This window comes from Nostoc sp. UIC 10630 (genome assembly GCF_010747425.1).
GTDB lineage: Bacteria > Cyanobacteriota > Cyanobacteriia > Cyanobacteriales > Nostocaceae > Nostoc.
The window spans coordinates 1-17,086 of record NZ_JAAGOG010000012.1 but is presented as its reverse complement, the minus strand read 5'-3'; the positions used below and the strand labels follow the sequence as shown (position 1 = coordinate 17,086).

Here is a 17,086-nt window from a genome sequence, read left to right as displayed (position 1 = left end):
CGTAATTTAAAATTATTTGTTACTCAGATTGTTATTTCTTCTCTCTCACTTGCGCCAAAGCTTGTATCTGGATCTATTTGTTTTTCTAGCTTTGGTGCTATTTCAGCTATTGTGGGTGACTCAAATAAGTTTGCTACAGATAATCGGATAGAAAAAATATTTCGTATTCGGGATAAAACTTGAACGGCTATTAAAGAATCTCCTCCTAATTTAAAAAAATTGTCATGGATTCCCACCTGTTTAATTCCCAATAATTCTTCCCATATATCGGCAAGTCTTTGCTCAATCTCATTACGGGGAGCTAGATAAGAATTAGGCAAATCAGGTCTGGAGTGGAGTGCAGATAATTTTTCTGGCTGAAAAATATCCGGCTTTCTTTGTAATGAAATCTCTGATTTCTGATTATTCTGTTCTAGCCTAGATTTTATGCTAAATGCGGCTGATGCAGAAGCTTGAGGCAATGGCAATAATTTGACCACCTGTCCCAAACTTGAGTGCAAAATAGAGTTGTAGTAAGTATTTAAGGGAGATTCTGAATATGAACCGTTGTTTTCTTTTGGGTAAACCAGTTCATTGAAAATCTCTAAGGGTTCTTGTTCAACAACAATAGCAGCTAAATTTTCACCACAGCGTTGCACTAAATCTAAATCTACTAAAGATGAAGTAGCAAACCTCACTCTAACTTCTTCTAAATGTTCATTAATATAATCTTGTGAACATGGCAGTAGCCCAGTAAATAACCCCTCATGTTCCTGTAATTGTCCTTGCTCAACTAATATTTGCAACCATCTAGAAAACAATTGCTGATAACGAGGAGAAATATGGCATTGCGCCAATAAATTCTCCAAAGAATACTTTTCTTCGGTATTGCTAAAAGCCCCTAATTGCCTGAATGCAGAGTTGATGTAGGCTGTACATAAACGAGCCAACCACTGTTTGTTTTCCTGATATGTTAAGTCGTTGAGTTCTGCATTTCTAGTATTTGCTTGTTTTTGCCCTGCTTGTGTAAGTAATGTCCATAATTGTGATGTTGTGGGTAAGGTTTCTAACTGTCCCAAAGCCGCTTTTTGTGGGGGGTCAATCCAATAACGTTGGCGCTCAAAGGGATAAGTCGGTAAGGGAAGGCGGTAATGCTCCTGGTGACTATAGAATCCAAACCAATTTATATTGACTCCAGCTAGCCAGAGTTGACCTAATGTACTGAATAAAACATGATTATCAGATTGTTTTTCTTGAGGATGGCGTACCGAAGTCAAGACAGTTTGTGCGGCTGCTTTATCTGGATGTCTTTTGACTAATGTAGTCAATGTGTGTCCTGGGCCTACCTCTAGTAAGACTTGCTCTGGTGTTGCCAATAATTTCTCGACACCTTGGGCAAACAGCACTGTGGAACGCAGATGTTGAGCGTAGTAGTCAGGATTTGTGGCTTGGGTAACTGTAATCCAATTACCAGTCAGGTTGGAGATATAAGGAAGTTTTGGGGGATTTAAAGTAACTTTTTTGACTCGTTCGGCAAATGCCTTTAATATTGGTTCCATCATTTGAGAATGGAAGGCATGGGAAGTATGCAGTCGGCGACATTCAATCCCTTGAGCAGCAAGCTGATTTTGTAGTGTATCTACTGCTGCTGTGGAACCGGAAACTACACACTGGGAGGGTTGATTAATCGCTGCAACAGAAAGTTCTTGCCCTAGTAGGGATTTTATCTTCTCTGCGGGTAGTGGAATTGAAAGCATTGCTCCAGTAGGCAGTTGCTGCATCATCTGTCCGCGTGCTGCTACCAGAGATAAGGCATCTTCTAGGGAAAAAACTTCTGCTAGAGTTGCTGCTACATACTCGCCAATACTATGACCGATCGCAGCTTGTGGCTCCACTCCATAAGACTGCCATAATTTAGCTAGGGCGTATTCAATTACAAAAATAGCAGGTTGAGCGTAGATGCGAAGCAGCTTGTCGTCAGACATCGCTGTTTGTTGAAGTTGCTTTGATGCCTCATCAATCTTTTCTTCACTGGGGTAAAGTATGTGACGTAAATCTAGCCCTAGTAAGGGTTTAAGAACTTCTGAGCAATAATCAACTTGTTCTTTAAATACTGTCTCAGTTTCGTAAATTTCCCGCGCCATATTGACGTACTGTGAACCCTGACCGGGAAACATAAAGACAACAGACTGTTCTGTAATCTCTGTATAATTGCTAAAAACTTGTTGTGCCTCTAAACTACTGAGAGTTTTGACAGCATCTTCTAAGTCTTGACAAATCAACATCCGTCGGTAATTAAAACCCCGCCGACCACTATTGAGGGTATAAGCTACATCGCCTAAGTCCAGTTCTGGATGCTCTTTTAAATGCGTGATTAAATTAGCTGTTGCCTTTTCAAGCGCACTCGCAGTTTTAGCTGAAAGTACCAATAATTGATAATTTCTCCCCTGCTCCCCTGCTCCCCTGCTCCCCTGCTCAAACATAGGGGCTTCTTCTAAAATTACATGAGCATTAGTACCCCCGATACCAAAAGAACTAACTCCAGCACGGCGAGGAGTGGTATTTGTTCTCCATTCCGTCAGGGTTGTATTGACGTAAAAAGGACTGTTGGCAAAATCAATTTTGGGATTTGGTGTCTCGAAGTGCAAACTAGGAGGCAGCATTTTATTTTGCAGTGCTAATACAGTTTTAATCAAACCTGCCACACCTGCTGCTGTATCTAAATGTCCTAAGTTGGTTTTTAACGAACCAATAGCGCAAAAACCTTTTTTATCAGTACTTTGATTAAAAGCTTGAGTTAAAGCGGCAATTTCAATGGGATCTCCTAAAGGTGTTGCAGTACCATGAGCTTCGATGTAGGAAATTGTTTCGGCATCTACACCAGCTATAGCTTGAGCCTCGGCAATGACTGCTGCTTGACCGCTAACACTAGGAGCAGTGAAGCCCACTTTCATCGCACCATCATTATTAATTGCCGAACCTTTAATGATTGCATGGATGTGGTCGCGGTCTGCGATCGCATCCTTTAATCTTTTCAATACCACAATCCCAGCACCGCTACTAGCAATTGTTCCTTGTGCCTTAGCATCAAAAGCACGGCAGTGTCCATCAGGAGAAAGAATCATTCCTTCTTGATGCAAATAACCTATTTTTTGAGGAATGCTGAGAGTAACTCCCCCAGCTAAAGCCATGTCACATTCACAATTTAATAGACTTTGGCAAGCTAAGTGAACAGCAACTAAAGAAGTCGAACAGGCTGTTTGCACATTCACTGCTGTCCCAGTCAAGTTGAGTTTATATGCAACTCGTGTTGGCAAGAAATCTTTATCGTTGGAGATTGTTAATTGCAGTGGATCAACTGTCTCTAATAATTGATGATGAGGGTAGAGATTGTTGACAAGATACCTGTTCATTCCAACACCAGCATAAACCCCTATTAACCCATTATAGGTATGCGGATCATAACCAGCCTTTTCTATTGCCTCCCACGCCAATTCTAAAAATAAGCGTTGTTGAGGATCTATTAATTCAGCTTCTTTCGCACTATAAGCGAAAAAGTTTGCATCAAACAATTCAATATCTGATAAAACAGCACTAGCTTTTACATAATTAGGATTGTTCAGTATATCTAAAGAAACGCCATAACTTATCAATTCTTCATCTGTCAACCTGGAGATAGATTCTACGCCATCACGCAAATTCTGCCAAAATGAGTCAATATCTTTTGCTTCTGGGAACCGACCAGCAAGAGAAATTATTGCTATTTCAGAGTTATTGAAATCATTAGTATTAAGGGAATTTATCATAATTTTTTACCCTTCCTTTGAGAAAGATACTGTTGCCTAAGCTGTAATTGTTGATTTCTGAAAGCTTTAGTTTCAATTGAAGATTGAGGGCGAGAATTATTTTGTTTTATTAATGTATCTTCTTTGTTAAGTTTAGTGCTTAAATATTGGCTTAATCTATGTATAGTTGGGTAATTAAACATATCAACTATTGACACTTCCAAACCAAATTTTTCCTGCAATTGCTGATTAATTCGTACCAGTAGTAACGAATGACCTCCTAATTCAAAGAAATTATTGTAAATTCCGACTTTTTCTACTTCCAGTGTTTTTTGCCAAATGCCAGCAATGATTCTTTCTACTTCAGTATTTGGCATTACATAATTTGATAGTTCCTGTTGTAAATCTGGAGCAGGCAAAGCGCGACGGTCTACTTTGCCGTTGGGTGTCAGGGGTAAGGACTCCAGCATCACAAAAACACTTGGCACCATATATCCAGGCAGTTTATCGTCAAGAAACTGACGCAGTTCGTCCGTTGTGGGTGTCACCTCTTTTTGTGGCACTACATAGGCGACTAAGCGCTTATTACCTGGAGTTTCTTCACGAGCAATGACACAACATATCTGCACATCATCATGTTGTCCCAGTAATGCTTCAATTTCTGCCAACTCGATGCGGAAGCCCCGAATTTTTACTTGATTGTCAATGCGTCCCAGGTATTCAATGTTGCCATCGGGTAAATAACGTGCCAAATCTCCAGTTTTATAAAGCCGGGGACTGGGGACTAGGGACTGGGAATTAGGAAGAATTTTTGCTCCTCTGCTCCCCTGCTCCCCTGCTTCCCTGCTTCTTTTAAACGGATTGGGGATAAATTTCTCAGTTGTCAGTTCGGGGCGGTTAAGGTAGCCTTTTGCCAATCCAACACCAGCAATATGTAACTCTCCTGGGATACCAATGGGAACTGGTTGCAGATTACTATCTAGAATATAGATTTGAGTGTTGGCGATCGCTCTGCCAATACTCGGTGATATCTGATCTTGCTCCTTGGCAACTACCAGCCCAGAAGTTGTAACAACAGTATTTTCAGTTGGGCCATAATTATTCACTAGTTGGAAGGGGACTAAATCTGATGGATACTGATGAAGCTTATCTCCTCCAGTCAGTATGGTTCGCAAAGCCAAACTTTCAGTTGGCCATTCCAAAGACAATAATTCCTGTGCCAGTGGTGTTGGCAGAAAACTGATAGTAATCTTCTTGGAAATCAACCAGTCTCGTAGCTTCACTAACGAGCTAAGGAACTCAGATTTGACTAAGTAGATACTTGCTCCTGCGGTCAGGTAAGGCCATAATTCCCATACCGCAGCGTCAAATGCTGTTCCTGCTAGCTGAGTGGCTTTGTCTAAGGTCGTGATTTTAAAAGTGTTTTGATGCCAGAACACCAAATTTAGCAATCCTTGATGGGCAATCAGCACTCCCTTGGGTTGACCTGTAGAACCGGAGGTATAAATCACGTAAGCCAAATTAGCTGCTTGTGTCTCAGTGATGAGATTATCCTGACTTGACTGAGAAATAAGCTGCCAGTCAGTATCCAAACAAACCAGTTTGGCTTGATGTTGGGCCAGTCTATCAAGGAGTTTCTGCTGAGTCAGCAACACCGAAACTTGAGCATCTTCTAGCATAAAGTGCAAACGCTCAGTCGGATACTCAGGGTCAAGCGGCAAGTATGCCCCACCCGCCTTAAGAATACCTAGTAGTCCCACCACCATTTCTATTGAGCGTTCCACACAAATGCCCACCAGCATATCTGTGGACACTCCCAAAGACTTGAGATAGTGCGCCAACTGGTTAGCACGACTATTCAACTCGTGGTAAGTAAGTTGTTGGTCTTCAAAAACAACTGCCACAGCATCAGGTGTACGCTGAACCTGCTCTTCAAACAACTGATGGATACACTTATCTAGCGGATAATCTACCTGAGTATCAGTCCACTCTACTAATAGTTGATGTTGCTCAACTTCTGTTAACAGTGGCAGTTGAGAAATTCGTTCCTCTGGGTTAGCAATAATACCTTCAAGTAATGTCAGAAAATGACCCGTCATTCGTTCAATGGTGGATGCATCAAACAAATCAGTGTTGTATTCCCATATCCCAACCAGTCCGGTAGCAGTGTTTTCCATTCCTAAAGTCAGATCAAACTTGGTAGTTGTACTTTTTACCACCAGTGGACTGACAGTTAACCCAGTCAACTCCAATTGTTGAGATATAGGAGCATTTTGGAGGACAAACATTACTTGGAACAGTGGTGTGTGACTGAGATCCCGTTCTGGCTGCAATGCTTCTACTAGCATTTCAAAAGGCAAATTCTGATGAGAGTATGCATCCATCGCCATTTCACGAACACGACCTAGTAATTCGCTAAAGCTAGGATTGCCAGCCAAATTGGTACGCATGACTAAAGTGTTGAGAAAAAAGCCAATTAACCCTTCTATCTCACTGCGATCGCGGTTGGCAATTGGCGAACCCACCAAAATGTCTTCTGTACCTGTGTAGCGGTAAAGTAAGGTATCAAACGCTGCTAACAGCGTCATAAACAAAGTAACTCCTTGTTGCTGGCTTAGTTGCGTGAGTTTATCAGTTAGTTCCTTGGAGAGCGCAAACTGTTGATATGCTCCGGCGAAAGTCTGCATAGATGGTCTAGGTCTGTCAGTGGGTAGTGACAACAAAGCTGGTGCGTTTGCCAGTTGTTGTTGCCAGTAACTCAATTGACTTTGTAAGACATCTCCTTGCAACCAGTTTCGCTGCCAAATTGCGAAATCTGCGTACTGTATCGGCAGTGGTGTTAAAGGTGACGGCTCACCTTGAGAATAAGCATTGTACAAGGCTGCTAGCTCTTGAACAAACACACCCATTGACCAGCCATCACTGACTATGTGATGCATACACACTAATAAGGCGTGTTCTGTCTCGGACAGCACTACTAATGTTGCTCTGACTAATGCTTCATTTGCCAAGTCAAAGGGTTGTTTCACTAATTGCTGTGAAGCTATTTCTTGCTCGGTTGTAGATAAATGTTTGAAGTCAACAACTGAGAGTGTGCAATTTATTTGTGTTTGAATAATTTGAGAAGGTTTTCCATCAACGATGACAAAGTTGGTGCGTAAGGCTTCGTGGCGATGAATAATTTCTTGTAAGCTTTGTTCTAAGGCAGTTCGATTAAGAGTTCCGACTAAACGCAAAGCTATGGGGAAGTTGTAGAAGGCGCTGTTCGGGTTTAACTTGTCTAAAAACCATAGCCGTGTTTGGGCATAAGACAGTGGTAATTCTGCATTCTCTGCCCTTGGTAAGATGGGTGATGCTATTAGTTCTAAATCCTGTTGCTGCGATCGCTGAATGTTTTGGGACAATTCCGCAACGGTTGGTGCAGCAAATAAGCTACGCAATGGTAGTTCTACTTTCAAGCTAGTACGCACGCGGGAGATGAGTTGCGTTGCTAGTAGGGAGTGTCCTCCAAGTTCAAAGAAGTTATCATGTATACCCACTTGCTCTACTTTCAGAACTTGCGCCCAAATTAGCGACAGAATTTCTTCGATTGGGTTACGTGGGGCAACATATTTGTCCAATAATTGGCTGTGTAAATCAGGTGCGGGTAATGCGCGTCGGTCTAGTTTACCGTTGGGGGTAAGCGGTAAAGCATCTAAGATAACGATCGCACTTGGCACCATATATTCTGGTAACTTTGACTTTAGGAAGCTACGCACAAAGCTGACTGTGAGTTTCTGCTCTTTTTGAGGCACAATGTAAGCCACTAAGCGTTTGTTCCCAGGAATGTCTTCACGGGCGATGCCTGCGGCGGGCGTAGCCATCGCACAAGATGCCTGCACATCAAGTTGGCTCAGTACTGCTTCAATTTCTCCCAACTCGATGCGGAAACCCCGAATTTTCACCTGATTGTCAATACGCCCCAAGTATTCAATATTGCCATCACTTAAATAGCGTGCTAAGTCCCCTGTTTTATAAAGGCGATCGCAATTAAAGGTTTCCCCTCTGCTCCCCTGCTCCCCTGCTCCCCTGCTTCTTTTAAAGGGGTTAGGGATAAATTTCTCAAGTGTTAACTCTGGTCGGTTGAAGTAGCCTTGCGATAAAAGGACACCAGCAATGTACAATTCTCCTGGTATACCAACGGGTACAGGCTGTAAGAACCTGTCTAGGATGTAAATTTGCGCGTTGGCAATGGGACGACCAATGGGAGGAAGTAGCGGCCAAGTCTCTACTGAATTAGTCAGAGTAAAACTGGTGGCTAAATGGCTCTCTGATGGCCCATAGTGATTGTGCAATGTACAATCAGTTAGCTTGCTTAACCATTGGGAAATAGCGGGAGTAATCTGCAACTGTTCCCCAGCAGTAATGATTTCCCGCAAATGACTATTAACTAATTCACCACCAATAGCAACTTCAGCTAGTTGCTGTAAGGCAACAAAGGGGAGAAACATTCTTTCAATTGCTTTTTGTTGGAGAAAACCTAACAAAGCTGATGTATCTCTGCGTAATTCCTCCCCAATTAAGAACAATGTACCTCCAGAACACCAGGTAGTGAATATTTCTTGGAAGGAGACATCAAAATTAATCGAAGCAAATTGTAGGGTTTTTGCTCCACGAGGAATTTTCAGATTTTCCCGATGCCACAAGATCAGATTGCTAAGGGCAAGCTGATTCATGGCTATACCTTTAGGTTGACCTGTAGAACCAGAAGTATAAATTATATAAGCTAAGTTATTTGCTTGTACGTCGGAGATGAGATTGTCCTGACTGCACTGGGAAATCAGTTGAGCGTCAGTATCCAAACAAACTTGGTTTGCTTGATGCTGGGGCAATCTGTCAAGAATTGACTGCTGGGTTAGCAATACTGAAACTTGAGCATCTTCTAAAATAAAGCTCAAACGCTCAGGCGGATATTCTGGGTCAAGTGGCACATAAGCAGCACCCGCTTTGAGAATCCCCAGAAGTCCTATGACCATCTCTAAAGAACGCTCTACACACAGACCAACTAGGGCATCAGATCCTACACCCAAAGACTGCAAGTAGTGTGCCAACTGGTTAGCGCGGTAGTTTAATTCATAGTAAGTCAGTTGTTGATCTTCAAATACAACTGCGTTCGCGGAGCGTGCGATTAGCGCAATCGCATCGGGTGTACTATCCACCTGTTTCTCAAACAACTGATGGATGCACAAATCTTGTGGATAATCTACCTGAGTATCGTTCCACTCGACAAGTAACTTTTGTTGTTCCAGTTGTGTCAGCAGTGGTAATTGGGAAATTCGCTCCTCTGGGTTAGCGATAATACCTTCAAGCAAGGTCACAAAATGACCAGTCATTCGCTCAATGGTACTAGCATCAAACAAGTCAGTGTTGTATTCCCACACCCCTATCAGCCCAGTAGGAGAGTTTTGCATGATTAAGGTTAAATCAAACCTTGAAGTTGTACCTTTTATTGGCAATGAGCTGACAGTTAACCCAGTTAGTTCTAATCCAGATGTCGGTGCATTCTGGAGGACAAACATCACTTGGAACAGTGGTGAATGGCTGAGATCCCGTTCTGGCTGCAATGCTTCTACCAGCATTTCAAAAGGCAAATGCTGATGCGAGTAAGCCTCCATTGCCATTTCTCGAACACGACCCAGTAATTCGCTAAAACTGGGGTTGCCTGATAAATCAGTACGCATAACTAGAGTATTGACAAAAAAGCCAATTAACCCTTCTATCTCACTGCGATCGCGGTTAGCAATTGGCGAACCCACCAGAATGTCTTCTGTACCTGTGTAGCGGTAAAGCAGAGTATCAAACGCTGCCAACAGCGTCATGAACAGAGTCACCCCTTGCTCTTGGCTGAGTTTTGCCAGCTTACCAGTTAGTTCTTCAGAAAGTGCAAACTCTTGATGTGTCCCTTGGTAAGTTTGCACAGAGGGTCTTGGTCGGTCTGTGGGTAGCGACAATAAGGTTGGAGCCGAAGCCAATTTTTGTTGCCAATAACTCAATTGGCTTTGTAGTACTTCTCCTTGCAACCACTGTCTTTGCCACAGTGCAAAATCTGCATATTGAATCGGCAGTGGCGCTAAGGTCGAGCTTTTACCTTGAGAATAAGCATTGTACAGTGCTGCTAGTTCTTGGAGAAACAAACCGATTGACCAGCCATCTGAGACTATGTGGTGTATACACATTAACAGTATGTGTTCTGTCTCGGATAGCACTACTAATGTTGCTCTTACCAATGCTTGTGTTGCCAACTCAAAGGGTTGAATAGCTTGTTGTTGCACTAATTGCTGTGAAGCTATTTCTTGCTTAGTTGTCGATAAATTCTTCAAATCAACAATTGATACTGTCCAATTCGTTTCTGTTTGAATGATTTGTGTTGCCTGTCCATCAACTGTAATGAAATTAGTACGTAACGCTTCGTGGCGATGAATAATTTGTTGGAAGCTTTGTTCTAATGCGGCAACTTCCACAGTTCCTGCTAAACGCAAGGCTATGGACATATTGTAGAAAGGACTGTTTGGCTCGAATTGGTCTAAAAACCACAGACGCTGTTGAGCATAAGACAGTGCTAATTGTGCATTCTCCGCCCTTGGTAAGATAGGTGGTGCAGACAGTTGTAAGTCTTGTTGCTGTAATTGTTCAATTTCTCGTGCTAATTCGGCTAGTGTGGCGGCGGCAAACAACTCTCGCAATGGTAGTTCCACTTTGAAAATGTTGCGGATGCGTGAAACTAATTGTGTTGCTAATAGTGAGTGTCCCCCAAGTTCAAAGAAGTTATCATGTATGCCTACCTGTGGCAGTTGCAGTACTTGTGACCAAGTTTGCGCCAGTATTTCTTCAATTGGAGTACGTGGGGCTACATATTTATCTTTGATTTCGCTGGATAAATCCGGTGCGGGTAAAGCGCGACGGTCTACTTTGCCGTTAGAAGTGAGTGGCATTGATTCCAATATTACAAAAGCACTTGGCACCATGTAGTCTGGTAGCTTTGCTTTCAGGAATTGCCGCAGTTCATTGGTTGTGGGTTTAGAGTGCTGATGTGGCACTACATAGGCGACTAAGCATTTATCCCCCGTCGTACCTTCGCGGGCAATAACACAAGATGCCTGCACGTCCTCACATTGGTTCAGTAATACCTCAATTTCTCCCAATTCGATGCGGAAACCTCGTATTTTTACTTGGTTATCAATTCGCCCGATGTATTCAATTGTGCCATCTGGTAAATAACGCGCTAAATCTCCAGTTTTATAAAGCTGGGGATTGGGGACTAGGGACTGGGAATTAGGAAGAATTTTTGCTCCTTTGCTCCCCTGCTCCCCTACTTCTCTGCTAAACGGATTGGGGATAAATTTATCGGTTGTCAGATCGGGACGGTTGAGATAGCCTTTTGCTAACCCGACACCAGCAATATGCAATTCTCCGGCTACACCTACAGGAACAGGTTGCAGATGCTCGTCTAAAATGTAAATTTGTGTGTTGGCGATCGCACGACCAATCGGTACTGTCCTAAGATTTCCATTTGGAAAGCATTGCCAATAGGTGACATCAATTGCCGCTTCTGTTGGGCCATACAGATTGTGCAATTCACACTCTAACCGAGCAAAAAAGCGTTCCTGAAGTTCTACAGGCAAAGCTTCACCACTACAGATCACTCGTTTCAAGCTACGGCAATTTTCGAGATTTTGTTCTTCTAAGAAAACCTGGAGCATAGAAGGAACAAAATGCACATGAGTAACCTGCTGCTCTAAAATTAGGTTGACCAAGTAAGCACTATCTTTATGTCCTCCTGGTTTAGCTACAACTAAACGCGCTCCTGTGATTAATGGCCAGAAGAACTCCCAAACTGAAACGTCGAAGCTAAAAGGAGTTTTCTGTAAAATGCAATCTAGTGCTGTTAATTGATAAGCTTGTTGCATCCATAGCAGGCGATTACAAATTCCCAAGTGCGTGTTCATTGCTCCTTTGGGCTTGCCAGTGGAACCAGATGTGTAAATCACATAAGCCAAGTTACTAGCTTGTACTGTAGTAATTGGATTTTTCTGACTTGACTGAGAAATAAATTGCCAGTCAGTATCTAAACATACAACCTGCCCTTGATGCTGAGGTAACTTTTCCTTGAGTTGGTGTTGTGTCAGCAGCACTCTCACTTGAGCATCTTCTAGCATAAAGCTCAAGCGATCGCTAGGATAGTCTGGATCAAGTGGTACATAAGCTCCACCTGCCTTGAGGATGCCCAGTAATCCCACAACCATTTCTATGGAGCGTTCCACACAAATACCCACCAGCACATCTGCGGATACTCCCAAAGACTGCAAGTAATGTGCTAACTCATTTGCGCGACAATTTAACTGCTGGTAAGTCAGTTGTTGGTTTTCAAACACCACCGCTACAGCATCGGGTGTCAGCGCTACTTGCTCCTCAAACAACTGATGGAGACATTTATCAAGGGGATAATCCGCTTGAGTATTGTTCCACTCAACCAATAACTGTTGTTGCTCAACTTCTGTCAACAGGGGCAATTGAGAAATGGACTGTTGTGGGTTAGCAATAATACTTTCAAGCAATGTCACAAAATGACCCGTCATTCGCTCAATTGTGCTGGCATCAAACAAGTCAGTGCTATATTCCCACACGCCCACTACTCCAGTAACAGTATTTTCCATTGACAAGGTAAGATCAAACTTGGCAGTTGTACCTTCTATCAACGTTGAACTGACACTTAACTGATTTAACTCCACGGTTGATACGGGTGCATTTTGAAGTGTAAACATCACCTGGAATAGCGGTGTATGGCTAAGATCCCGTTCTGGCTGCAATGCTTCCACTAGCATTTCAAAAGGCAAATGCTGATGCGAGTATGCCTCCATTGCTATTTCGCGGACACGAGTCAGTAATTCGCTAAAACTGGGGTTGCCTGCTAAGTCAGTACGCATGACTAAAGTATTGACAAAAAAGCCAATTAACCCTTCTATCTCACTGCGATCGCGGTTAGCAATGGGAGACCCCACCAAAATGTCTTCTGCACCTGTGTAACGGTAAAGTAAGGTATCAAACGCTGCCAAAAGTGTCATGAACAAAGTCACCCCTTGTTTCTGACTCAGTTGTGTCAACCTACCAGTGAGTTCAGCAGAGAGGGCAAACTTTTGATATGCACCAGCAAAAGTCTGCACAGCAGGTCTGGGCCGGTCTGTGGGCAGCGACAATAGAGATGGTGCGTTTGCCAGTTGTTGTTGCCAGTAAGTTAGTTGGTTTTGCAGTACATTTCCTTGCAACCACTCTCTTTGCCAGATAGCAAAATCTGCATACTGAATTGGTAGCGGTGCTAAAGATGACGGCTGACCTTGAGCATAAGCATCGTACAGCGCTGCTAGTTCTTGAACAAACACACCCATTGACCAGCCATCACTGACAACATGATGCATACACACTAACAATATGTGTTCTGTCTCCGACAGCACTAGTAATGTTGTCCTGATTAATGCTCCGTTTGCCAGGTCAAAAGGCTCAATAGCTTGTTGTCGCGCTAATTGCTTTGAAGCTATTTCTTGCTCGTTTGTAGATAAATCCTTGAAGTCAACAATTGATACAGTCCCCTGTTCCCTGTTCCCTGTTCCCTGTTCCCTTCTCGTTTGAATAATTTGAGAAGGTTTTCCATCAACTGTAATAAAGTTGGTGCGTAAGGCTTCGTGGCGATGAATAATCTCTAGTAAGCTTTGTTCTAGGGCTGGTTGATTCAAATTTCCTACTAGACGCAAAGCCATAGGAATGTTGTAAAAGGCGCTGTTCGGCTCTAACTGATCTAAAAACCATAGACGCTGTTGAGCATAAGACAGTGGTAATTCTGCATCCCTCACCTTTGGTAAGATAGGTGCTTCAGAGAGTTCTAAGTCCTGTTGCTGTAACTGCCTAATTAATTGTGCTAATTCGGCTACTGTTGCTCTTGCAAACAACTCACGCAATGGTAGTTCCACTTTAAAAACGTTGCGGATGCGTGAAACTAATTGTGTTGCTAGTAGCGAGTGTCCACCAAGTTCAAAGAAGTTGTCATGAATGCCTAAAAGCTCTACTCTCAGCACTTGTGTCCAAAGGAGTGCCAGCATTTCTTCTATTGGGTTACGAGGTGCAACAAATTTATCTTGTTGTTCGCTATGTAAATCCGGTGTGGGTAAGGCACGACGGTCTACTTTGCCGTTGGGAGTAAGCGGCAGTGACTCCAAGATAACTATTGCATTTGGCACCATGTAATCTGGGAGTTTTGCTTTGAGGAATTGCCGTAGTTCGCTGATTGTGGGTTTACAATCCTGATGTGCTACCACATAGGCGACTAAACGTTTATCACCAGGGGTATCTTCCCGGACAATGACACAAGATACTTGCACATCACCATGTTGGCTCAGGACTGCTTCGATTTCGCTCAACTCGATGCGGAAACCACGTATTTTTACTTGATTGTCAATACGTCCTAAGTATTCAATGTTGCCATCTGCTAAATAGCGTGCCAAATCCCCAGTTTTATATAATTTACTCCCTTCTGCCGACGCTCGCGGACTCGCTAACGCTGCGCTATCCTGCCTTCTGCCTCCTGCCGACGCTCGCGGACTCGCTACCGCTGCGCTATCCTGCCTCCTGCTTCCTGCCTTCTCAAACGGATTGGGGATGAATTTCTCTTTTGTCAATTCAGGGCGGTTGAAGTAGCCCTGTGCTAATCCTGCTCCACCAAGATATATTTCTCCTGGCACACCTACTGGTACAGGCTGTAAGCTTTGGTCAAGGATGTAGATTTGCGTATTTGCGATCGCCCGACCAATGGGAATAGTTGTGGCTGTCGTTGCTAAGTCTTCTACCAAATACCAAGAAGAAAATGTGGTATTTTCTGTTGGCCCATAGACATGGAGCAAGTGTTGAGGAGCGCCTTTATCTAGTACTTCAAGCACCCATTTGGGATCAACCGCTTCACCACCAAATAATAGATATCGTAGAGAACTAAATACTTGCGGGACAACACTGGCTAACTGATTGAATAAAGCTGTAGTTAAAAATAAGACACTGACTTGATGCTCGCGGATATTGACAGCAAATTCTTCTGGGATGAGCAATACAGATTTAGTGATAATGACTAGCTTGGCTCCGGAAAGCAATGCTCCCCAAATCTCAAAGGTGGCTGCATCAAAAGCAATATTTGCGGCTTGAGCAACGCATTCATCAGCTGTTAACTGTATATAGTTGGTGTTTAACACCAGTCGATTGACGGCCTGATGAGTGACGGCGACTCCCTTGGGTGTGCCTGTAGAACCGGAGGTGTAAATCACATAAGAGAGGTTTTCTGCACTGACTGTGCTGTTGAGATTATCCTGATTTGCTTGGCTAATGCTGTGCCAGTCGGTATCTAAGCAAACGACACGGGCTTGATGTTGAGGAAGAGATTCAACTAATTTCTCTTGAGTCAACAGCACTTTTACGTGAGTGTCTGTGAGCATGAAGCTTAAGCGTTCAGCAGGATACTCAGGGTCAAGTGGCACATAAGCCCCACCCGCCTTGAGAATCCCCAATAGTCCCACCACCATCTCTAAGGAACGTTCTACACACAAACCCACCAGCACATTTTCACCCACACCCAAAGATTGCAAGTAATGGGCTAATTGGTTAGCGCGATAATTCAACTGCTGGTAAGTCAGTTGTTGATTTTCATACACCACTGCTACAGCATTGGGGGTGCTATCTACTTGCTCCTCAAATAACTGATGGATACATTTATTTTGGAGATAATCTACACCTGTATCATTCCACTCAACTAATAACTGCTGTTGTTCAATTTCTGTCAGCAGAGGTAATTGCCAAATCTGCTCTTGAGGATTAGCTACAATGCCTTCAAGCAAGGTCATAAAATGCCCTGCCATACGTGTGATTGTACTAGCCTCAAACAAGTCAGTATTGTATTGCCAGCAGAGTTGTAATACTCCCTGAGCTTCCACCACCATTAAATTCAGATCAAAGTCTGCACCACGTTGATGTCCCAGTAAGTATGGTTTTATCTCAAGCAGTTGTTCTCCACTGTGCAAAGAATTTTCTGTTGGTTCACACCAACGGTGTGCTTGCCAAGTAAAACTAACTTGACATAAAGGAGAACGACTGATATCTCGTTGTGGCTGGAGTTGTTCTGCTAACAGAGAAAAAGGGTAATCTTGATGCTTTTGGGCTTCTCTAACTGTCTTACTAACTTGAGCAAGAAATTCTTTGAACGTGGCGTTTTCCTGGACAGAAACTCGTAAAACGTTCAGGTTAACGAAGTAGCCAACAATCTCTTTAAACTCTCTACCCCACCTACCTCTCATCGGGCTTCCTATGAGGATGTCTGTTTGATTCGTGTAGCGATAAATTAGCACGTAAAATGCTGCTAGCAAAACCTGATAAAGGCTTGTTCCAGAAGCTAGAGCTAGATATTTGAGTTTTTGAATTAACTGTTCGTCTAGTTTTAAACTATATCCTGTTCCTTGATAAGTCTGTACTGGGGGACGGGGTTTGTCTGCAAACAGATTTAAAATTGGTAATTCGCCAGCTAATCGTTTTTGCCAGTATTGCCACAGTTTTTCTCCTCTAGAAGCAGATAGCACTTCTGACTGCCAGCGAACAAAGTCTAGATAAGATTTATTTTCAGTCAAAGAATCTGGAGCGGTTTGGATCTGCTCTTGACTAACTTGCTCAATTTCCTTAGCATACAAAGTTTGAAATTCACTCAGCAGTAAATCAAAAGACCACATATCACCTGCAATGTGGTGCATTGTCAGCAAGAGAATGTGTTCTTTTGTTGAACGAGTAAATAAATTAACCCTCAAAATTGAATCTTTTTCTAAATTAAAAGGACGGTCGGTTATAGCAAATATTTTCTCTTTTAATTGGTTTTCACTCCAATCGCTGGCATTTGCTACATCAAGATTAAATTTATGCTGTTGATTAACTTGCTGAACGGGTTTGCCTTCATGAATAGTATAGGTGGTTCGGAGAATAGGATGGTGTTCAATAATTTTTTCCCATACACGATTGACAGCAGCAATATTTAAACATGAATTAATTTTTGCGGTAATAAAAATATTATAGGCAATACCCTCGGTCGCAATTTGGGAAACAAACCACATTGCTTCTTGACCATAGGAGAGTGGATAATTTATTTTTCCAATTACATTCATTAGGCTTACTTCAAATTAATTTAAATGTTTAGAGATATGATAATTTTTTGCACAAAAATCCGTTTTAAAAAACCAAATACTAATATTTAAATTTCAAGTTGATAGAGG

Annotated in this window: 2 protein-coding genes; both read right to left on the bottom strand. The window is 42.7% G+C overall.

Annotation, left to right across the window (positions count from 1 at the left end; translation table 11 throughout):
* Positions 1 to 23 precede the first annotated feature (23 nt).
* Positions 24 to 3,785 carry a type I polyketide synthase gene (locus tag G1O98_RS05375; RefSeq protein ID WP_163927622.1) on the bottom strand — a complete coding sequence of 1,254 codons (3,762 nt, stop codon included), beginning with the start codon at positions 3,783 to 3,785 and terminating at the stop codon, positions 24 to 26.
* On the bottom strand, positions 3,782 to 16,978 hold the full coding sequence (locus tag G1O98_RS05370; RefSeq protein ID WP_163927621.1) for a non-ribosomal peptide synthase/polyketide synthase: 13,197 nt from the start codon (positions 16,976 to 16,978) through the stop codon (positions 3,782 to 3,784). The genes G1O98_RS05375 and G1O98_RS05370 overlap by 4 nt, the downstream gene beginning before the upstream one ends.
* Positions 16,979 to 17,086 lie beyond the last annotated feature (108 nt).

Bases quoted from the DNA above. Each gene is read 5' to 3' on its own strand.
- G1O98_RS05375 (WP_163927622.1), bottom strand. From the start codon at position 3,785: ATGATAAATTCCCTTAATACTAATGATTTCAATAACTCTGAAATAGCA.
- G1O98_RS05370 (WP_163927621.1), bottom strand. From the start codon at position 16,978: ATGAATGTAATTGGAAAAATAAATTATCCACTCTCCTATGGTCAAGAA.